Origin of the sequence: Streptomyces alanosinicus (assembly GCF_014650595.1) — a bacterium.
GTDB classification, from domain to species: Bacteria; Actinomycetota; Actinomycetes; order Streptomycetales; family Streptomycetaceae; genus Streptomyces; species Streptomyces alanosinicus.
In genome coordinates this window covers 1-18,698 of the sequence record NZ_BMVG01000065.1, presented here as the reverse complement: position 1 = coordinate 18,698, position 18,698 = coordinate 1, and the positions used below count along the sequence as shown (strand labels likewise).

The following is an 18,698-nucleotide window of genomic DNA, read 5'->3' as shown; positions in this document are numbered from 1 at the left end:
CCGCCGTACCCCTTTCCATCGACGGCACCCCCTTGTCCTTTTCCGTCCGAGGGGCCTTGCGAACGGAATCGTAAAAGCCGCGGAAATGTATGAGCCCCGCAGTGCCGAATTCAACCGATCGGGAGTCCGCTCATGTCGGCTGACACCAACGTCCGTTCATCCGCCCACGAAACCGAACAGGAAGCCGGCTCGGGATTCGACCGGTCCGCCCTGATCCGCATGCTCATCGTGGTGTCCGGAATGTTTATGATCACGTTGGACTTCTTCGTGGTCAACGTGGCCATTCCGTCCACCCGCGCGGATCTGCACGCCAGTGCGGCAGCCGTCGAATTCATCGTCTCGGGCTTCAGCCTCGCCTACGCGGCCAGCATGCTGACGGCCGGCCGCCTCGGCGACCTGTACGGCAGGCGGCGGATGTTCGCCTGCGGAATGATCCTGTTCACCCTGGCCTCGCTGATCGCCGGAATGGCGCCCAGCGCCGGGGTGCTGATGGCCGCGCGGGTCGTGCAGGGCATCGGCGCGGCGGTGATGACCCCGCAGATGCTCGCCATCCTCAACACCTCGTTCACCGGGGAGCAGCGCGTCCGCGCGTTCACCGCGTTCGCCCTGTCCATGGGCGTGGGCGCCACCTTCGGCCAGCTCATCGGCGGTGCGCTGATCCACCTGGACATCGCCGGACTGGGCTGGCGCACCATCTTCCTGATCAACGTTCCCATCGGCGTGACGTCGTTGCTGCTGATGCGTTCCTTCATCCCCGAGTCGCACGGCGGCGGCCGCTCGGAACTGGACCTGATCGGCGCGCTGCTCGGTTCCGCCGGGCTGCTGGCGATCGTCTTCCCGCTGGTCGAGGGGCGTGAGCAGGGCTGGCCCGCGTGGTCGTGGGTGTGCCTGGCCGCGGCGTTGCCGCTGCTCGGCGCGTTCGCCGTGCGCCAGCACCGGCTGGAGCGGCAGGACCGGGCCCCGCTCATCTCGCTGACCCTGTTCCGGGAGCGGGCCTTCTCGGTGGGCATCGTGATCATTCTGGGCTTCTTCGCGGCGATGGCGTCCTTCATGCTCGTCCTCGCCCTGTACCTGCAGGACGGACACGGCCTGTCGGCGCTGGGCTCCGGCGCGGTCTTCGGAGCGCTGGGCATCGGATACGTGCCCGCGGCCTTCGCGGCGCCCAAGCTGGCCGTCCGGCTGGGCCGGCAGGTGCTGACCCTGGGAGCCCTGGTGGTGGCGGCCGGATACGGGCTGCTCATCGTCACCGTGTCCCAGATCGGCACCACCGGGCCCTCGCCGTGGATGATGCCGGGGCTGTTCGTCGCCGGAGTCGGCATGGCCCTGTTCGCCAACCCGGTCACGCCCACCGTGCTGGCCGGAGTGTCCCCGCACCATGCCGCCGCGGCGGCCGGCGTGCTCTCCACCGCGCAGGAGGGCGGCAACGCCCTGGGGGTGGCGGCCATCGGCGTCGTCTTCTTCGGCGTCCTCGGCCATGGCCACAGCGGCTCCTACGCGCACGCCTTCGAGTTCAGTGTCGCCGTCCTGGCCGCGTTCACCGTCGCCGCCGCCGTCCTGGTGCAGGCCCTGCCCAAGGCATCCGCGCCGGCCTGAGAGACAGCCGGGCGCCCGCCTGCGCCCGGCTCCGACGCCACCACCGCATACGACGTGTGAGGAAACGACATGACCACGCACGAAGAGAGCGTCCTCGACTGGCCCATGCCGCGGTCCTGCCCGATGCTGCCGCCCGACCGGTATGCGCAGCTGCGCTCGGTGCCACCGCAGCAGGTCCGCCTGGACGACGGCACCCTGGCCTGGATCGTCAGCCGCTACCAGGACGTGCGCGAGGCGATGATGAACCCGGCGCTGAGCGTCGACAACACCCTGCCCGGATTCCCTCAGCGCCTGCCCATCCCTCCGGTACCGCGGGCCCAGTCCTTCATGCGCATGGATCCGCCCGAGCACACGCGGCTGCGGCGGATGGTGATGCCCGAGTTGAACAAGGCCGCCGCCAAGTCGTACTGGCCGATGGTGCAGGACCTGGTCGACGGTCTGCTGGACACGCTCTCCGGCCAGCCGCACCCCGTGGACCTGCTGCCCACGTTCGCCTTCCCCATCCCGGCCCTGACGATCGCCCGCATCCTCGGCGTGCCGGACGAGGACGCGGACGTGTTCCAGAAGCAGACGATGGCCCTGACGACCTGTGACCCGGGCAGCGACGCCGGGGCGGAGGCGTTCGGCTCCCTGATGGCCTACCTCGACGACCTCGTCCGCTCGAAGGAGGCGGAACCGGCCGACGACATGATCAGCCGGCTCGTGCGCCGGTACGTCGCCACCGGCGAACTCGTCCACGAGGACCTGGTGGCGATGGTGTTCCTCGTCCTGGTCGCGGGTTTCGAGACGACCGCCAACCAGATCACGCTCAGTGTGCTGATGCTCCTGCGGCAGCCGCAGCACGCCCAGGCGATGCTCCGGGGACCGGAAGAGCTGGACCGGACCATCGACGAACTGCTGCGCTACTGGTCGATCCCGCAGGACAACCAGGTCCGTGTCGCCGCGCGCGACACCGAGCTGGGCGGGGTGCCCGTACGCGCGGGCGAGGGCGTGGTCTTCGCGATACCGGCGGCCAACCACGACGAGTGCGTCTTCCCCGACGCCGCGCGGTTCGACCCCGGCCGGGACGCCCGCAGCCACCTGGCGTTCGGCCATGGCGCGCACTACTGCCCCGGTGCACCGCTGGCGAAGATGGAACTGCAGATCGCCCTGCCGGCTCTCTTCCGCCGTTTCCCGGGGCTGCGCCTGGCCGGCGACTTCGCCGACCTGTCCTTCCGGCACGACACCGTCGTCTACGGACTCGACGCGCTCCCGGTCACCTGGTAGGCGCGAGGCGGCGCCCGACAAGCTGCCCTGCTGCCCGCTCCAATCCCCCGGGAGTGGGCAGCAGGGCTCTCGTCCACGACGCGAGCCGTGCACGGGACCATCGAATCGGCCACGACGAAGCACGGCGGACGGAGAATGAGGACAGACGCGCGGACGACCGTCCGCCGGAAGGACCGGTGAGGACCAGGTGACCACGACCCCACAGGCGGTGCGGTCCATCGGCGACCTGCTGCGGAAGTGGCGCAAGCAGCGGCTGCTCAGCCAGAACGAGCTGGCGGTGAAGGCGGAGATCTCCGCCCGGCATCTGAGCTTCATCGAGAACGGCCGCTCGGAGCCCAGCCGGGAGGTCGTGCTGCGACTCGCCGAGACCCTCGGCCTGGAGCTGCGCGAACGCAACGAGTTGCTGCTCACGGCCGGGTACGCCCCCGTCTACCAGCACACCAGCCTGCAGGCCCCGCACATGGCCGCCGTACGGGCCATGGTGCGCCAGGTGCTGGCGGCTCACGAGCCGTACCCCGCTGTGGTGCTGGACCGGTACTGGCACCGGGTCGAGGCCAACGAACCCGCCTGGCTCTTCGGCCAGGGTGTGGCCGAGGAACTGCTGCAGGAGCCGGTCAACCTGATGCGGGTCGCCCTGCACCCGGACGGCCTGGCACCGCGCATCGCCAACCTCGGGGAGTGGCGCGCCCATCTGCTGAGCCGGCTGCGCCGGCAGGTGACGATGACCGCCGACCCGGATCTGGTCAAGCTGTACGACGAGTTGGTCTGTTACCCCTGTGACCAGCACGAGCCGAAGATCGAGCTGCCGGGCCCCGGCGACATCGCGATCCCGCTGCGGCTGCGGTACGAGGGCCACGAACTGGCGTTCTTCAGCACCGTGGCGACCTTCGGCACCCCGCTGGACATCACCGTCGCCGAACTGTCCATCGAGTCGTTCTACCCGGCCGACACCGGGACGGCCGAACTGCTGCGCACCATCACCTGGCCGCCCGCCGGGTCCATAAATTAAATTCCATAAACACATAGCACTCGACCGATAACCTTTCGGCCGAAGGAGCGGGATGCCTTGAGCGGTTCGGACGGAATAAGAAGCTGCCCGATCGTCATCGACCCGCTGGGTCGCGACATCCACGGCGAGATCTCCCGCATACGACAGCGCGGCCCGGCCACCCAGGTGGAACTGCCGGGAGGTGTGCGCGTCTGGTCGGTCACGGGCTATGACGACATCCGGCAGCTGCTGGTCGACCCGAGGGTCTCCAAGGACGCCTACCAGCACTGGACGGCCTGGCGCAGCGGAGCGGTCGGACCCGAATGGCCGCTGGCCATCTGGGTCTCGGTACAGAACATGGTCACCGCCTACGGGGCCGAGCACACCCGGCTGCGCAAACCCGTGGCCACGGCCTTCACCGCCCGCCGGGTCGACGCGCTGCGTCCCCGGGTGCAGGAGATCACCGACCGGCTGCTGGACCGGCTCGCCGCGCACGGCCCGACCGAGCCGGTCGACCTGCGGGAGGCCTTCGCCCATCCGCTGCCCATGAAGGTGATGAGCGAGCTGTTCGGAATACCCGTCGAATGGCACGACACCCTGCACCGCATCATCAAGGCCTTCTTCTCCACGACCATCGAGAAGGACGAAGCGCTCGCCAACGTCGAACTCCTCTACGCCACGATGGCCGAACTCGTCTGCCACAAACGCCGGACTCCGGGCAACGATCTGACCAGCGGTCTCATCGCGGTCCGCACCGAGGACGGCAGCAGGCTCGGCGAGAAGGAACTCGTCGACAACCTCATCCTGCTCTACACCGCCGGTTACGAGACCACGGTGAACCTGCTCGACAACGCCGTCACCGCCCTGCTGACCCACCCCGCTCAGCTCGCCCTGCTCCGCGACGGCGGGGCGGACTGGTCGGACGCCGTGGAGGAGTCGCTGCGCCTCGACGCTCCCGGGGCGCACTCCCTGCTCCGCTACGCGGTCGAGGACATCCGTATCGGCGACACGGTCATCCCCAGGGGAGAGGCCATCATGGTGTCCTTCGCCGCCGCGGGCCGCGACCCGCGACAGCATGGGGCCACCGGCAACACCTTCGACGTGGGCCGTCCCACCGGGCATGGCCACATCGCCTTCGGCCATGGCACGCACCACTGCCTGGGCGCCCAACTCGCCCGCATGGAGGCCGAGATCGGGCTGCGCTCCCTGTTCACCCGGTTCCCGGAGCTGGCCCTGGCGGTCGGCGCGGACGAGCTGGTGCACCAGGCCTCGTTCATCTCCAACGGCCACCGGGACCTGCCGGTGCTGACAGGTGCCCAGTGACCGGTGCGGGCGCCGGCTCTCAGTGCTCGGCCAGGGCGGCCGCGTACCACGGCGCGTACCAGCGAAAGCGGGTCGCGAAGCCGGGCCCGGGTGGGAGGCCGGTGCTTTCCCACAGGCGTGTGCTGGAGAACCAGTGGTCGGTGGAGAGCATGCGGACGTGCTGTTCCGCGTCCGGGCCGAGGCCGGCCGCCCGGCGGGCGGCCTCCCGCGGGGTGAGCGAGTCGGCGGGCGGCCGCTCGCCGAGGCACCGGGCGACCCCGGTGACGAGGTCGCGTATCCGCACCGGGGCAGGGTGAGAGCCGTGCAGGACCCGCCCGCCCGGCGGTTGCCGCGTCTCACGGGCGAGTCGCACGAGCGCCGCGGCGAGGTCGTCGACGGCCACCAGGGACACCCGGGCCCGGCCCTCGTCGACCCAGTGCGGGAAGTGCCGCACCAGCCGGGCCACGGCGGGGATCACCCAGGTGTCCCCTGTGCCGTACACGAGGTAGGGGCGCACCACCGTGCCGCCGGCGGCGAGCACGAGCCGCTCCGACTCCAGACGCGTGGCGCTCGTCGGGGACGCCGGCCGGGGCTCCACCTCTGCCTCCGCGGGGCCGCGGTGCGGGCCCCGGCCGTACACCGCGGCCGTTCCCACCTGGACGATCCGGCGCACACCCGCGCGTCGGGCCTCGGCCAGTAAGGCCCGTGTGCCCTCGACGTTGACCGCGCGACAGGCGTCCTCGTCGCCGCCGATCCGCGCCGCGATGTGCAGCACGGTGTCGACGCCGTCGCAGATGCCGCGCAGGGAAGCGGGCCGGGTCAGGTCGGCGTGCACCGTCTCGGCACCGTCCGCCCGGCCGGTCACCACCGGACGGACGTGCTGCGTCAGCCGGATCCGCGGGAGGCCGTCGCCCGCGTCCAGCTGCCGGGCGACGGCGGTGCCGATGAATCCGGTACCGCCGGTGACAAGGATCATCGCAGACCACCGGGCCGGCCGGCGTTCCGCAGCGGCTCCATGGTCAGTTCGGCCCGCAGCACGCTCCTGCCGTTCTGGACGAACGCCACCAGCACCGTCGACGAAGTCGGCACCGGCCGGGCCTCGACCCAGCACGCCGGCGAGAACTCGGCGTACCGCTCGAAGCGGAGGCGCATCGTCCGGGGGTACAGCGCCTCCGGAGCCGTTGCCGCCCGCGCGGCCTGACAGCAGGCGTTCACGAGCATCGTCCCGGGGAAGTGGTCGAGCGCGCTGCACCGCAGCTCCGGATGGCGGGGATCGACGCGCAGCTGCCATCGCCCCCGTTCGGCGGGCAGGGCCAGCAGGACCTCCGCGGGACCACGGCAGCCGGCCAACCGCGGGTCGACTCCGGCGGGTTGGTGCGGCAGCACCGCGTCGCTGCGTTCCCCGCGCATGCGCCGATAGGCCGCCGGGGAGGTGATGCCCAGCCGTCCCTCGCCGCGCGCGGCGACCACACCGCCGCGCCGGAAGACGAACGTACAGTTCATTCCGGTGATCCGGCGTCCCCCGCGGACGTCGGAGCAGGTCACTTCCGCGGTCACCTCGCCGGGCGGCACATGGATGCCGAGGCCTTCCGGATACGCGGTGTAGTGCACCTCGTGCATCACGAAGTGCTGACCCAGCGGGACCGCGTACTCGGTGTGGGACAGAAGTATGGCGGACTGCCGCATCGACTCGACGATGAGCAACGGGGAGTGCAGGGCCAGGACGGGCGCGAAACGGGGGCGTTCGCGCCGCCACCGCAGCGAGACCTGGAAGCGGGAGTCACCGAGCCGCTGCCAGCCGGTGGGCAGGACGTCGTCCGCGGTCGGACGGTGCACCAGGGCAGAGTCGACGGGGGGCCGTTGCTGTCGGGGCAGGGGCACGGGGAACGCGATTTCTTCCTGCGTTCCGGAAAATAAGGGATGTTTCGGGACATAGCTGTGCCGACCCATAACGCTCCTCCGCAGACGTAGTGGGATCTCGGCGTGCTTCGGGGCCATAACATACGTGCGTATTTGTATGGTTGCAATGAAGTTGAACGGAACGACGGCCTACGCTTGGGCCAAGCAAGCCGACGCAGAGAGGTGGGAGGGCATATGGCGACGCAGGAACGGGGTGTCAGAACCCGTGGTCTGATCCTGCGAGCCGCGGGTGCGGTCTTCGCGGAGCGCGGGTTCGACGGCGCCACCATCAATGAGGTGATCTCGCGCACCGGGCTCACCCGCGGCGCCTTCTACTTCCACTTCCATGACAAGGAAGCCCTGGCCAACGCGGTTCTCGCGGAGCAGGCGGACGCCGCCACCGTCCTTCCGCAGCACCTGAAGCTGCAGGAACTGGTGGACGCCGGGCTCGTGTTCGCGCACCGCGTGAGCGTCGACCTGATGCTGCAGGGCAGCATAAGACTGTCCGTCGAGAGCGGACCCGGCCTCGGTGTCGAGAGGGACAAGCCGTTCCGTACGTGGATCGATCACAACCTGGGGCTGCTGCGCCAGGCGCAGGACAACGGCGAGGTCTTCCCGCACGTGGACGCCGCCGAGGTCGCCGAACTGCTGGTCGGCGCCTTCTCCGGAGTCCAGGGACTGTCCGAGGTGCTCGCCGGGCGCCGTGACCTGGAGCGCCGGACCGTCGTGCTGCTCAGCTATCTGCTGCCCGGCATCGCGGTTCCCTCCGTACTGAGCCGGCTCGACCTCTCCGAGGGGCGCGGAGCCCGGATATGGCAGGAGACCTGCATGGCCGCCGAGGCCGACCCACCCACAGTCCAGTAACCGACACTGGCGCAGGTTTTGGGCTCGCTCGACGCCCGGAGACCGGATCCGGTGACGGGAGAGCACTCGAACTTGTTCGGAACGAACAGGGGCAATCTGCGCTTTTGTGGGCACTTCTGACAGGTCATCGAGCGCTGCGTTACCGACAGCGGCGTTGACAGCCTCAAGTAACGGGCACTTAACTAGACATCACTGTCGGTTTTTCCGGTTGGAGTTGCCGCGATGAAACAGGAGCGAGCCGTACGAACCCGCAACGGCTTGATCCGTTCGGCCGCCGAGGTCTTCGACGACATGGGGTATGCGGCGGCGCGACAGGCCGTCATCTGCCAGCGGGCCGGGGTGAGCCTCGGTGCCCTCCACTTCCACTTCGAGAACACCGGGACGCTGGCCGCACAGGTCGAGCAGGAGGCGGCGGCGATCTTCCGGGCCCTGCTGCCACCGCCGGGGAGCCGGGGCAGCGGGTCGCACCTGCAGACGCTCGTCGACACCTCGCACACCCTGGTGGCCGGGCTGGGCAGCGATGTCGTCCTGCGGGCCGGCTTCCGGCTCAACAACGACGCCACCTTTCCCCGTGAGCCCGGCAGGCCGGACTTCCGCGCCGAATGGGAACAGTGTGTGCAGCGGCTGCTGGAGGAGGCCGAGCGGGCGCGGGAACTCGTCCCGGGCGTCGCCCCGCACCAGGCGGTCACGGCCATCGTGGCGATCACGACCGGCGTGGAGATCCTCGGCCGGGACAGCCGCGGCTGGCTCTCGCCCTACCGGCTGACCGGCCTGTGGACGTTCCTGCTGGGCGGACTGGCCGCGGAGGATGTCGCGCCGCACCTGCACCCCGACGGACGGCATCCCGCGGCGCTGCCGGCGGACCGGCCCGCGCCGGGCCCGGCCGTCCGCCGCACCGGATCACCGGTACGGCTGCGCGACCGTCCCGAGCCACCGGCTTCGTGCCACACCTGCCTGCACCCGTCCTCCGAATCCGACGTGGCCTGACCGGCGAGGCGGAGCAAGGGGTGGCGCAGCGTTCACGGTGCCGCGGGCCGGCAGTCCGGGCAGAGCAGGAAACCGGCCTGGCGCGCCTCCTGGGCGGTACGGAAGGACTGTTGCAGGGACACGGGCACGGACCGGACGCGCGCACACGTGGGATGGCAGCAGACCCGTGTCACGGCGCAGCCGAGCAGTCTCAGCCCGCGGCGGCCGAAATCCTCCAGCAGCTGCATGTCGAGCCCCTCGGCGGCCCGCAGCCGGTCGCCGGCCCACGGCGGGCAGGACGCGTCGCACGGCGTTCCGTCGTCGTACGTCACACGATGGCAGGGGATGAGGACGGGCACCGGATTGCGGCCCAGCACGTCCAGGACCGCCTGGACCGGCAGCTCCGGCAGCCGTGCCTGCCGGACGACCCAGCCGATCGGCCGCAGTTCACCGGTGGGGATCTCGCGCACCGCGTGCAGCACGGCCCGCTCCAGCGGCCCGAGTCCGCCCGTCTCGACCGGCACCTGCCCGACCCGGCCGGTGCGCAGCGCCGACCGCAGGCCGGGCAGCGGTGTCGCCGTGGGCACCGCCGACCGCCCGGTGCGCGCCCGGTACGACGCCTCGAACCCCGCCGCCTCCAGGCCGGAGTGGCGCAGGGCGGCTCCGGTGACGCCCCGTCGGCCGAAGGCCACGAAGAGCGCGCCCGCGGCCGTCCCCTCGCGCACGTAGGTGTCGTAGCGCTCCGGTGCGATGCCCGCCCGGCGCAGCACGTCCAGGGCGAAGCCCGGCCCGGACGCCGGGGCCAGCGCCCGCAGTGCACGGATCACGGTCTCCCGCACGGCCCGTCCGTCCGCGTCCCGTCCGGTCACCGCGAAAGGCCCCGCGACGGGACGGCGGCCGCGGCCAGGAGCTGGCGCAGCTCGCCCACCGCCCGCGAGACCTGCGCCTTGGCGGTCCCCACCGGGCAGCCCTGCACTTCCGCCACCTCCGCGTAACTCATGCCGACGACGTGGCGCAGCACCACGGAAATGCGGTGCTTCTCCGACAACTCCGCCAGTGCGGCGATGAGCCGGCGCCGGTCGTCGGCGTGGGAGGCGAACTCCTCGGGTCCGGGGCGGTCACTGGCGCACATCTCGTCGGAATCATCCAGCTGGAGAAGGGATTCCGGGCGCCGATGGCTGCTACGTACATGATTGCGCCACACATTCATGGCGATTGTCATAAGCCAGGCACGCAGCCGCAGGTCCCTGCGCCGTTGCGCGGAATACCGAAGCAGTGCCGAGTACGCGCGCAGGAACGTTTCCTGGCCGAGGTCATCGGCGTCCGAGCGGGATCCGCAGACGCGGTGGAGGAACGAGTGAACAGCTCCTCCGTGAATTCGGACAAGCTCCGTAAATCCCGCGTCGAGATCCCGGGCGACGAGATCGGTGAGATGTTCCGCCTTTTGTTCCATCAACAGGGAAACACCGGAGTTCCGCACAGGGTTGCACACCGAACGGTAAAGGTATTCAGATTGTCCTGATTGCTTCGAAAAGTGTCCGCCCCGGTCCCCGGCGGATGCCGGGTCCGGGGCGGACACTGTGCGCGGAGGGGGCCCTCAGCGGGCGAACGCGTCCGGGCCGCGCAGGTCCCGGAGCAGGTCGTCCACCCGTTGCCGGGTCAGATGCCGCATGGCGTAGAGGTGGACGTAGGGGCGGCTGGTGCCGTCGACGCGTGCGGTCTCGCAGGCCAGCGAGTAGCGGCGGACGATGTCGGGGTGTGGCCGGCGGAAACGCACGGCCAGGGACAGCGGGCTGCGCGCCACCCACAGGTCCCGGCCCAGTTCGTCCTGCAGGTCCAGCAGCCGTTCGTGCACGTACCCGGCGAGTTCATGGCACTCGACGGCGAGGCGCGCCTGGTCGTCGTAGGAGTGCCGGGCCAGGTGGTCCCACATCAGCAGGGCCGAGAAGCCGTTGCGGGACCCCGCGAAGGTGGTGTCCGCGGCGCCGATGTACTCCGCCGACTTCGGCGGGGTCATCTGCAGGCCGGTGCGGGTCATGAACACTCCGCAGGCCCACGGCGTGCCGAACCACTTGTGGCCGCTCATGGTCAGGGAGTGCACGTCCTCAAGGCGGAAGTCGAAGACCGGCGGGGCCTCCTTCACCAGCCCCGCGTCCCGTGCCATCTCCAGGTACGGGGTGTAGCCGGCGCCGAGGGCGCCGTCGATGTGCAGCCAGTAGCCCGACCGTTCGTCGTGGTCGCCGTCGCCGCCGCCGTCGTTGCCGCGGTGCCGGTAGACGGGACGCCGGTCGAGACCGTACTCGGCGCAGATCCCGCGGACCGTGCGGGCCACCGCTTCGACGTCGTCGTAGGCGCCCTTGAAGGTGGAGCCGTAGTTGAGGCTGACCAGGACGGGGTAGCCCTTGGCGGCGAAGAACCGCACCAGGACGGCGAGCTTGTCGACGTCGATGGCCCCGTCCTCGGTGGACGGCACCTCGGTGGGCCAGGGGGTGCCGGGGCCGAGCGGGTTCTCGGCCGGATAGCGGGTGGTGCCGACGTAGTGGAAGGTGTCGATGTCCAGCGCGCGTACGGCCTTCGTCAGCGAGTAGTGGGTGTCCGCGGAGAAGAAGGCGACGGGCTCGTAGGCGTGCGGGCTCTGTCCCTCGCCGCGCAGCGGCCGCTCGTAACTGAGCGCCCGTGTCCCGGTGCTGTGCTTGCGCAGGCGTTTGCCCGACAGGTAGTCGCGGGCGTTCCACAGGCCGTAGAGGTTGCCCTCGCTCGATCCCATGGTGAGCAGGTAGCCCCAGTAGGACTCGGGGTCGTTCTCGTCGTGCGGCCACTTCGCGTTCCACAGTGAGGCGAAGTAGTCCAGTACGGCCCGCTCCAGCACCTTGGAGTTCAGCGTGTAGGAACTGGACTGGTAGGGGTCGCCCACGTTGTTCAGGTGGCGGTCGAGGTAGTGGCCGAGCCGTTCGCGGTAGTTGAGGTCGCTGGTGACCTGGTATCCCGCGAAGTCACGCGTCTGTGTGTCGATGTGGCGGCGGAAGAGGGCCTCGGCTTCCGCGTACTGCCGCGGGTCCAGGCCGGACGGTGGTAACTGCACCTTGGCGAAGGGGACTTCGGGAACGCTGAGGTAGGCCGTGCGGGGGTCGGTGGTCGGCGGGCTGACCCGTGGCATGCCGCGGACGAGCCGCAGACTGCTGAACGACTTCTGCCACGGTGCGTCCTCGGGCCCGAAGGGGATGTCCGAGGGCGCTTCGGCTTCGTGTGCCATAGGGACGTGTCCTTTCGTGACGCCGCCGTCCCGATGCGGCGACCGGAGTCACGGCGTGGTGTGGGTGAGACGGCCGGAGGCTTCGGAGACGGCCGGTTCGGGGTCCGTCGCGTCCGCGGACGGCGCCGCTTCGGGCACACCGCCCAGGCGCGCGTACCGGTCGGGCCGGCGCGAGCTCAGCCAGCGGGCGTGCAGGAGACCGGCCACCGCCACGATCAGCAGCAGCCAGGGCAGCGCGTCGACGACGGGGTCGGTGGTGCCGGTGAGCACGGCGAAGTTGGACACCACGAGCACGGCCGCGGTGACCAGACCGACCGCTCCGAGCAGCGGCGCGACGAAGGTCTGCCAGCGTCCCAGCCGCTCGCCGCGGCGCCGGAAGAAACCCACCACCGCCACGGACGCCAGGGCCTGCAGCACGATGATGCCCAGGGTGCCGAGCCCGAGCATGCTGGTCGACATGTTCACGTACGGGTCCAGGCCGGCCGCGGCGAAGGAGACGACGACAACGGTGCTGAACACGGTCTGGGCCAGGCTGGCCCGGTGCACCGAGCCGTACCGCCGGTGCACCGCGTGCAGCGGGCGGGGCAGCAGTCCGTCACGGCTCAGGGCGTACATATAGCGGTTGGCCGCGTTGTGCAGGGCCAGCCAGGCGGCGAACAGGCTGGTGCACAGCAGCACCTGCATGGTGACGGAGGCGGCGTGGCCGAGGTAGTCGTCACCGAGCTGGAAGAAGAGGTCACCGAGATGGTGTTCGGCCTCGGACCGTACCCGGGTGGGGCCCACGGCGCCGACGGCGACCCAGCTCGTCAGCGCGTAGAAGGAGGCGACCAGGATCACGGCGATGACCGTGGCCCGGGGCACGCTGCGCTGCGGCGCCTTGGCCTCCTCGCCGTAGAGCGCCGCGGACTCGAAGCCGAGGAACGAGGCGAAGCCGAACATCACCGACACCCCGAGTCCGGGCGCGAGGATGCGGTGCGGCGCGAACGAGGTGCCGGGCACCGCGGCCGCACCATGGCGCACCAGGATGGCGACGTCCAGCGCGAAGAGGATGGCGATCTCGCACACCATGCACACCGACAGCAGCCGGGCGCTGACTTCGGCCTCCCGGTAGCCGAGGACACCGACCGCGACCATGCCGACCGCGGCCCACACCTCCCAGGGCAGGTGCAGTCCGTGCGCCGAGGCCACGTTGTCGGTGAAGTAGGCCGAGGCACCCAGGACGCCGACGGTGGCGGCGTTGTAGGAGAGCACCGCGATGAGTCCGGAACCGGCCGCCAGGGGGCGTCCCAGTCCGTGTGCGATATGGCTGTAGAACCCGCCGATGTTGGTGATGCGGCGGGCGATGGCCGCGTATCCGGCCGAGAAGCACAGCAGCGTCAGGCCGGCGAAGACGAACAGGGCCGGGACGCTGGAGCCGGTGCCGATGGCGAAGGACAGCGGAACGGTGAACACCATCGCGGCCAGCGGCGCGGCGGCCGCGATGATGATGAAGACGATCTTCGGGGTGGTCAGCGTGCGTTGGAAGGTGGCGTGGGCCGCGGAGCGGGTGCCGGCCATGAGGACTCCTGCGGTGAGGGCAAGACAGGGGCCCCGGCCCGGGCGCGGTGGGGCGGCACGGACCGGGGAACGGAGGGTGCGGGGACACGTGGGGGGGGCGAGGCGGCGGCCTGGGCGGATCCGCTCAGGTCAGCCGCAGGATCTCCACGGCTTCCGGCAGGCCCATGTACGCCAGGCGTGCGGCCGCCATCTTGTCGGTCCAGCGCTCGGCCATGGAGTAGCGTTCCTCGGCCTCGGTGTCCAGCAGGCGGGTGCCCGGCCACACCTCGTAGTCGCCGATCAGGTCGGCGTGCTGGTGCATGCCTTCCTGGAAGAGCTGCTCGCGCACCATGATGTACTTCTTGTCCGGGATCTCGTCCCACAGCGTCCGGCCGCGCCGGACGATGTCCATCAGGCGGCCGCGGTAATCCGGTTGCCGCAGCAGGTGCTCACGGACGATGGAGCTGCCCACCGTCAGATGGCGGATCTCGTCGATGGCGGCGCCCCGGGCGATGGCGCTGGCGGCGGGGTCGATGACGCTCCACTTGCGTTCGCTCAGCTCGGCGGCCGGGGCCAGGACACCCTCGATGATGATGGTGAACACAGCGACGGCGCCGATGAAGTCGCCCTCGTCGCGCACCGCGCGCACCGCGAACTCCAGGATGGGGTCGAGCACATCGCGCCGGTAGTCCGCGGACAGTTCGGCGATGACGGCGTGCAGCTTCTCGGCCGGTACGCCCATCTCCACCAGGTGGTTGCGGAACACCATCGAGTGCCGCGCCTCGTCCATCAGCTGGGTGGCGAAGAAGTCCATCTCCGCGACACCGGTGGCCCCGGCCACGTAGTACGCGAGGGCCCGGGTGCCCTGTTCCTCGGCGACCGAGCGGCAGCCGAGCTCAAGCATCTGGGCGTCGCGCAGCGGGCCCTCGCTGCGCATGTGCTCGGGGGTGGGTTCGTCGGCGGTGTGGCCGGTCTCCGTCCGCCCCAGCAGCGTGCCCTGGGCGACCGCCCGCAGCCAGTAGGCGAGGTCGCACTGCTCGGCGGTCAGGTCCAGGCTCATGGCACCGTCGAGCAGCCCGGGTGCCCGGTCCCAGTCGGTTTCCTGCGGAATGGGCGTCGTCATGGAGTGCTTCTCCTCGTCGGGGTGCGTCATTCGAGGGTGGTGGTGGTCTCGGTCCGCCAGCCCTGCCGCCGCCGGACCCGGTGGAACTCCACGTCGTGGAGGTCGCCGCCGAAGTTGATGAGAGGGCGTCCCGTCCCGGCGCTGGCCTCGCGTATCTCCGCCACCAGCAGGTCGTCGCCGGTGCCCAGGGGGACCCGCTCGGTCAGCTCGCACAGGAAGCACGCCAGCGCCTCCCGCAGCAGCGGGATACCGGTGTCCTCGTCGGTGCGGGTCCGTACGAGGCCGAACTGGGCGGCGCCGGAGGGCCGCCGCGGATTGGCGAACCAGTCGGCGAGCAGCGCCTGCCGGGAGGACAGCACATTGACCGCGAACCGGCCGCTCCGCTCCACCACCTGGGTCATCAGCGACCCGCGGCGCAGGCTCACGCCCAGCCGCAGCGGGTTCTGGGAGAGCACGCTGGCCGTGGAGACGGTCGCGCCGTGCGCCAGGTCCTCGTGCGCCGCGGTGAGTACGGCCACCCCGGTCACCAGCAGTCGGCTGGTGCCGCGCAGCAGTTGTGCGGTGTCCTCGCCGAGCACGGCCGGTGCCGGCAGGGTCGACTCGGTGCTCATCGGGTCGGTCCGACGGCGGAGCGCACCGGCGCCGCCGACGGGTCGGCCACGGCGGCGCGCGGGCCGAACAGCTGCCGCGTCAGCCGGGCGAAGTCCTCATCGGGTACGGGCTCGAAGGGCAGCCCGAACGGCTTCATGGAGTTACGGAAGACACCACGGTCGGCGAACAGATGGATCGGGATGGCCAGCAGCGCCCACTCCGCACCGCTCGCCCAGATCCACACACCGATCAGTGCCGCGTGGGTGATCAGGCTGTGCATGGTGTTGTAGGCGATGTAGAAGCCCTTGTGGATGCGTTTGGTGGGGCTCCGCCGGTAGGCGACGGCGCCGGGGACGTAGCCGATCAGGTCGATGGAGACGAACAGCGCGATGGCCGGCAGCCAGCGCACTTCGCCGATGTGGGCGATGAACAGGGCCACGGACACGCCGAGCCCGACCAGGTACTCGGCCTGGTGCAGACGGGACGTGGTGGGAGAGTCGAACGCGTTGAGTTGGTCCATCGGAGCTCCACGGGTTGGATGCCGGTCAGATCTGCAGCGGCCCGCCGTTGAAGTACTCGACGAGGTGGGGGGAGGAGCTCGTCCTGCCGGGCGGGTGGAAGCCCAGCGGATGCAGCGCGGAGGAGAGGTAGGCGACCTCGGGCGCCTTGATGAAGGCGATGCCGCCCAGCAGCTCCACGGCCTGCTCGGCCACCGCGGCCAGGGATTTCTGGACGGCGAAGCGGGCGGTCAGTGCCGCCGCGACCGACTCCTCGCCGCGCATCCCGTCGCGTACGGCCCGAGCCGTGCCCTCGGTGAGGGCCACCGCGGACTCCAGCTGGATGCCGAGCGCGGCCCGGTCCGTCACCGTGCCTCGCTCGCGTTCCAGCACCAGTTCGGTCAGCGCGCTCGCGGCACCGACGTAGGCCGAGGTGATGAGCAGCTCGAACCAGACGAAGGTGGCTTCCTGCAGGTCGTCCAGGCGCTGCGGGTCGTCGGGCGTGCCGCGGATGACGAGGTGCTCGGGCACATGCACGTCGTGCAGCCGGACCTCCTCGCTCTGCGCGGCCGCGAGCACCGGGCTGTCCCAGAAGGGGTGCACCGAGATGCCCTCGGAGTCGGCCGGGATCAGCAGCACCGCCAGCGACGGCCGGCCCTCGGCGTCGGGAAGGGTGACGCTCGCGGTGAGCAGGTCCATCGAACGCGACAGACTGCACGGCTTCTTCGCTCCGTTGAGGACGAACCCGTCCGCCACCGGCTCGGCGGTCACCGACGGGTTCAGGATGTCCTGCTGGGTACGGCCCTCGGCCCAGCCCGATGCGAGCAGCAGGCCCTCGGGGGCGACCCGGGCCAGCAGCCGCTTCTGTTCCTCGGTGGGCGGAACCACCCGGTCCGCGAGTGCGAACAGCATCGCCACCGTGAAGTTGTGCATGGTGGCCGCGGCCGCCAGCGACGGCGAGTAGGCACCCAGGGCGCGCGTGACCCGCACCGCCTCCAACGCGTCCGCGCCGATGCCGCCGTAGGCCCGGGGCACCAGCATGCGCGCGCCCCCGTGGGCCTTGAACAGGTCGAGCACCGGGCTGTCGGCGGCCTCGCGCTCCTGCAGGGGGATCGCGTCCAGGGCTTTCAGCAGCCCGGGATGATGACGCTCACACACGTCGCGTGCAGAGTCGAGGGAACGCATCTGGGAGTGCCTCCAACCGGTGGGCGGGCAAAAACGCGTTCCCACCGTGGCATGGCATCCTGACCTTCTTCTGACACCGGTCTGATGCAACGGAATTCGGCATCCGATTCCGCTCCGCCGCCACTCGGCGGGTATTTCTGACGTGCCGTTGACACGGCGCTGACACGCCATGGAACGGCATTGCGGCGGACGGAGCGGCGCATCATCATGAGCCGGGAGCTGTCCTGGCGACAGAGAGGTCGAAATGACGCAACAGACAGTGGAAAAGAGCGCGAGCGCCTTGGCCCACTACGCGCTCGAAGCCGTACAGAAGTATTCCCAGGCGGAGAACCCGAGTTCCTTCCTGGCGGTGAACCAGGGAAATTCCTACTTCACGCTGCCGGGCCGCCCCGGAATCGTCGTGTACCGCCCGGCCGGCGATTATTTCATCCAGTTCGGCGGGCCCTTCGCGCCCGAGGAGTCCTATGTGGACCTCATGCGGGCGTTCGCCGAGTACACCGCGGAACAGGGCCGCAAGCTGGCGATCATCCAGCTGCAGCGGCACGACGCCGAGATCCACGCCCGCCACGGGTACACCGTGAACCAGGTCGGCGCCTCCTACGCCGTCGACCTGTCCTCCTTCACGCTGGCCGGCACCCGCTACATGCAGCTGCGCAACAAGATCTCCCGTGCGCTGCGCAGCGGTCTGACCATCGAGGAGGTCGACTACGAGCAGTGGCAGGACGGCGTCGACACGATCAACAGGCGATGGCTTCCGCTGAAGGGAGAGGGCGCCCGCCCCCTGGAGTACCTGGTCGGCCAGACCGGGGGCGAGATGCAGCGCCACCGCCGCCTGTTCATCGGGCACTTCGACGGCGAGGCCGCGGGCTATGTGTCCTACTCACCCGTCTACGGCAGCTGCCCGGGATGGATGCACGACCTGAGCCGGCGTCTTCCGGACAGCCCGGCCGGCATCATGGAAGCCATCAACAAAGCCGCCATCGATGTCTTTCTCGCCGAGGACGTCAGATGGCTGCACTTCGGGTTCACCCCGTTCACCAGCCTGACCGAGGACCGTGAAGTCCCCGGGCACAGCCTCGGTTTCAAGTGGCTCATGCACTATCTCTGGGAGAACCAGGTCGTCTACCCCGCTTCGTCCCAGCTCGCCTACAAGGACAAGTGGAATCCGACCCTCATCACCACGGAATACGCGGCCTTCCCCGAGCAGGCCAGCGCCGAGGGCTTCGTGCACATCTGGCGGGCGTGCAACGCGATGTGACGCCGCGGACCGCTGTCGTCCATGTACTGCCGTCGTCCAGGTACTGCCGACGTCCGTGTACTGCCGACGTCCATGTATGAAGGAGAAACTCGTGGCCACCGACACCCCGAGCACCTCGGTCGAGGAGAACCAGGAACAGCTGGCGACGTGGTTCATCGCCCTGTGCGGTGAACCGGACGACGCCGAGGCCGCGGCCCGCGCGGACCAGGCGCTGCACGCGCTGGACACGCTGCTGGCGGCAGACGCTCAGTGACACCCCGACTCCTGGCCGCCCGGGCGGATACGTGCCCGGTGCCGGCAGTCCCCCGCCGATCGCCCGAGCATGTGACGGGTGCGCAGTCCCTCATCCGTTCCCTTGAGGAGGTCGGCGCGGACAC

The 18,698-nt window shown here is 70.2% G+C and carries 18 protein-coding genes; 8 read left to right on the top strand and 10 right to left on the bottom strand.

The features are described 5' to 3' along the window. Nucleotides 1–132: 132 nt before the first annotated feature. The 4 genes from IE277_RS44295 (at nucleotide 133) to IE277_RS44280 (ending at nucleotide 5,170) form a co-directional block, all read left to right on the top strand. Nucleotides 133–1,593: an MFS transporter gene (locus tag IE277_RS44295; RefSeq protein ID WP_189959471.1), complete on the top strand. Its 1,461-nt coding sequence runs from the start codon at nucleotides 133–135 to the stop codon at nucleotides 1,591–1,593. A 69-nt stretch (nucleotides 1,594–1,662) separates the two neighbouring features. Further along, entirely contained in the window at nucleotides 1,663–2,859 is a 1,197-nt protein-coding gene (locus IE277_RS44290; RefSeq protein ID WP_189959469.1) for a cytochrome P450, read from the top strand. Between the two features lie 187 nt (nucleotides 2,860–3,046). Beyond that, entirely contained in the window at nucleotides 3,047–3,868 is an 822-nt protein-coding gene (locus IE277_RS44285; RefSeq protein ID WP_189959467.1) for a helix-turn-helix domain-containing protein, read from the top strand. 57 nt (nucleotides 3,869–3,925) lie between these two features. Beyond that, nucleotides 3,926–5,170: a cytochrome P450 family protein gene (locus tag IE277_RS44280; RefSeq protein ID WP_229882503.1), complete on the top strand. Its 1,245-nt coding sequence runs from the start codon at nucleotides 3,926–3,928 to the stop codon at nucleotides 5,168–5,170. Nucleotides 5,171–5,189: 19 nt separating this feature from the next. Here the strand turns inward: IE277_RS44280 and IE277_RS44275 are convergent, their stop codons facing one another. Together IE277_RS44275 and IE277_RS44270 are read right to left on the bottom strand one after the other, a co-directional pair. Next, nucleotides 5,190–6,125 carry an NAD-dependent epimerase/dehydratase family protein gene (locus tag IE277_RS44275; protein WP_189959465.1) on the bottom strand — a complete coding sequence of 312 codons (936 nt, stop codon included), beginning with the start codon at nucleotides 6,123–6,125 and terminating at the stop codon, nucleotides 5,190–5,192. Then, on the bottom strand, nucleotides 6,122–7,099 hold the full coding sequence (locus IE277_RS44270) for a ScbA/BarX family gamma-butyrolactone biosynthesis protein (RefSeq protein WP_268252737.1): 978 nt from the start codon (nucleotides 7,097–7,099) through the stop codon (nucleotides 6,122–6,124). Before IE277_RS44270 ends, IE277_RS44275 begins: the two co-directional genes overlap by 4 nt. A 144-nt stretch (nucleotides 7,100–7,243) precedes the next feature. Between IE277_RS44270 and IE277_RS44265 the strand changes: the two genes are divergently transcribed. Together IE277_RS44265 and IE277_RS44260 are read left to right on the top strand one after the other, a co-directional pair. Further along, nucleotides 7,244–7,912 (top strand): ScbR family autoregulator-binding transcription factor, encoded by a 669-nt coding sequence (locus IE277_RS44265; protein WP_189959461.1) that lies wholly within the window; start codon nucleotides 7,244–7,246, stop codon nucleotides 7,910–7,912. 222 nt (nucleotides 7,913–8,134) lie between these two features. Further along, nucleotides 8,135–8,899 (top strand): ScbR family autoregulator-binding transcription factor, encoded by a 765-nt coding sequence (locus tag IE277_RS44260; protein ID WP_189959459.1) that lies wholly within the window; start codon nucleotides 8,135–8,137, stop codon nucleotides 8,897–8,899. Between the two features lie 32 nt (nucleotides 8,900–8,931). Here the strand turns inward: IE277_RS44260 and IE277_RS44255 are convergent, their stop codons facing one another. The 8 genes from IE277_RS44255 to IE277_RS44220 form a co-directional block, all read right to left on the bottom strand. Next, entirely contained in the window at nucleotides 8,932–9,747 is an 816-nt protein-coding gene (locus IE277_RS44255) for an MGMT family protein (RefSeq protein WP_229882502.1), read from the bottom strand. Continuing rightward, entirely contained in the window at nucleotides 9,744–10,331 is a 588-nt protein-coding gene (locus IE277_RS44250; RefSeq protein WP_189959457.1) for an RNA polymerase sigma factor, read from the bottom strand. Before IE277_RS44250 ends, IE277_RS44255 begins: the two co-directional genes overlap by 4 nt. 144 nt (nucleotides 10,332–10,475) lie before the next feature. Next, complete coding sequence (locus IE277_RS44245) at nucleotides 10,476–12,131, bottom strand: pyridoxal-dependent decarboxylase (protein WP_189959455.1); 1,656 nt, start codon at nucleotides 12,129–12,131, stop codon at nucleotides 10,476–10,478. 48 nt (nucleotides 12,132–12,179) lie between these two features. Further along, on the bottom strand, nucleotides 12,180–13,688 hold the full coding sequence (locus IE277_RS44240; protein WP_189959453.1) for an APC family permease: 1,509 nt from the start codon (nucleotides 13,686–13,688) through the stop codon (nucleotides 12,180–12,182). A gap of 124 nt (nucleotides 13,689–13,812) precedes the next feature. Further along, nucleotides 13,813–14,790 carry a VlmB-like protein gene (locus IE277_RS44235; protein WP_189959451.1) on the bottom strand — a complete coding sequence of 326 codons (978 nt, stop codon included), beginning with the start codon at nucleotides 14,788–14,790 and terminating at the stop codon, nucleotides 13,813–13,815. A 26-nt stretch (nucleotides 14,791–14,816) separates the two neighbouring features. Further along, on the bottom strand, nucleotides 14,817–15,401 hold the full coding sequence (locus IE277_RS44230) for a flavin reductase family protein (RefSeq protein WP_189959449.1): 585 nt from the start codon (nucleotides 15,399–15,401) through the stop codon (nucleotides 14,817–14,819). After that, complete coding sequence (locus IE277_RS44225; protein WP_229882501.1) at nucleotides 15,398–15,901, bottom strand: hypothetical protein; 504 nt, start codon at nucleotides 15,899–15,901, stop codon at nucleotides 15,398–15,400. Before IE277_RS44225 ends, IE277_RS44230 begins: the two co-directional genes overlap by 4 nt. A 25-nt stretch (nucleotides 15,902–15,926) precedes the next feature. Beyond that, a complete protein-coding gene (locus IE277_RS44220) occupies nucleotides 15,927–17,063 on the bottom strand; it encodes an acyl-CoA dehydrogenase family protein (protein WP_189959447.1) in 1,137 nt (378 codons plus the stop codon). A gap of 244 nt (nucleotides 17,064–17,307) precedes the next feature. On the opposite strand from IE277_RS44220, the gene IE277_RS44215 reads away from it, so the two are divergent. Both IE277_RS44215 and IE277_RS44210 read left to right on the top strand, forming a co-directional pair. Next, on the top strand, nucleotides 17,308–18,321 hold the full coding sequence (locus IE277_RS44215; RefSeq protein ID WP_189959445.1) for a DUF2156 domain-containing protein: 1,014 nt from the start codon (nucleotides 17,308–17,310) through the stop codon (nucleotides 18,319–18,321). A 91-nt stretch (nucleotides 18,322–18,412) separates the two neighbouring features. Next, complete coding sequence (locus tag IE277_RS44210; protein WP_189959444.1) at nucleotides 18,413–18,574, top strand: hypothetical protein; 162 nt, start codon at nucleotides 18,413–18,415, stop codon at nucleotides 18,572–18,574. Nucleotides 18,575–18,698 lie beyond the last annotated feature (124 nt).

Coding starts and splice junctions, on each gene's coding strand:
- IE277_RS44235 (WP_189959451.1), bottom strand. CDS start 14,790: ATGACGACGCCCATTCCGCAGGAAACCGACTGGGACCGGGCACCCGGG.
- IE277_RS44270 (WP_268252737.1), bottom strand. CDS start 7,099: ATGGGTCGGCACAGCTATGTCCCGAAACATCCCTTATTTTCCGGAACG.
- IE277_RS44265 (WP_189959461.1), top strand. CDS start 7,244: ATGGCGACGCAGGAACGGGGTGTCAGAACCCGTGGTCTGATCCTGCGA.
- IE277_RS44260 (WP_189959459.1), top strand. CDS start 8,135: ATGAAACAGGAGCGAGCCGTACGAACCCGCAACGGCTTGATCCGTTCG.
- IE277_RS44275 (WP_189959465.1), bottom strand. CDS start 6,125: ATGATCCTTGTCACCGGCGGTACCGGATTCATCGGCACCGCCGTCGCC.
- IE277_RS44225 (WP_229882501.1), bottom strand. CDS start 15,901: ATGGACCAACTCAACGCGTTCGACTCTCCCACCACGTCCCGTCTGCAC.
- IE277_RS44220 (WP_189959447.1), bottom strand. CDS start 17,063: ATGCGTTCCCTCGACTCTGCACGCGACGTGTGTGAGCGTCATCATCCC.
- IE277_RS44250 (WP_189959457.1), bottom strand. CDS start 10,331: ATGGAACAAAAGGCGGAACATCTCACCGATCTCGTCGCCCGGGATCTC.
- IE277_RS44230 (WP_189959449.1), bottom strand. CDS start 15,401: ATGAGCACCGAGTCGACCCTGCCGGCACCGGCCGTGCTCGGCGAGGAC.
- IE277_RS44245 (WP_189959455.1), bottom strand. CDS start 12,131: ATGGCACACGAAGCCGAAGCGCCCTCGGACATCCCCTTCGGGCCCGAG.
- IE277_RS44290 (WP_189959469.1), top strand. CDS start 1,663: ATGACCACGCACGAAGAGAGCGTCCTCGACTGGCCCATGCCGCGGTCC.
- IE277_RS44295 (WP_189959471.1), top strand. CDS start 133: ATGTCGGCTGACACCAACGTCCGTTCATCCGCCCACGAAACCGAACAG.
- IE277_RS44240 (WP_189959453.1), bottom strand. CDS start 13,688: ATGGCCGGCACCCGCTCCGCGGCCCACGCCACCTTCCAACGCACGCTG.
- IE277_RS44215 (WP_189959445.1), top strand. CDS start 17,308: ATGACGCAACAGACAGTGGAAAAGAGCGCGAGCGCCTTGGCCCACTAC.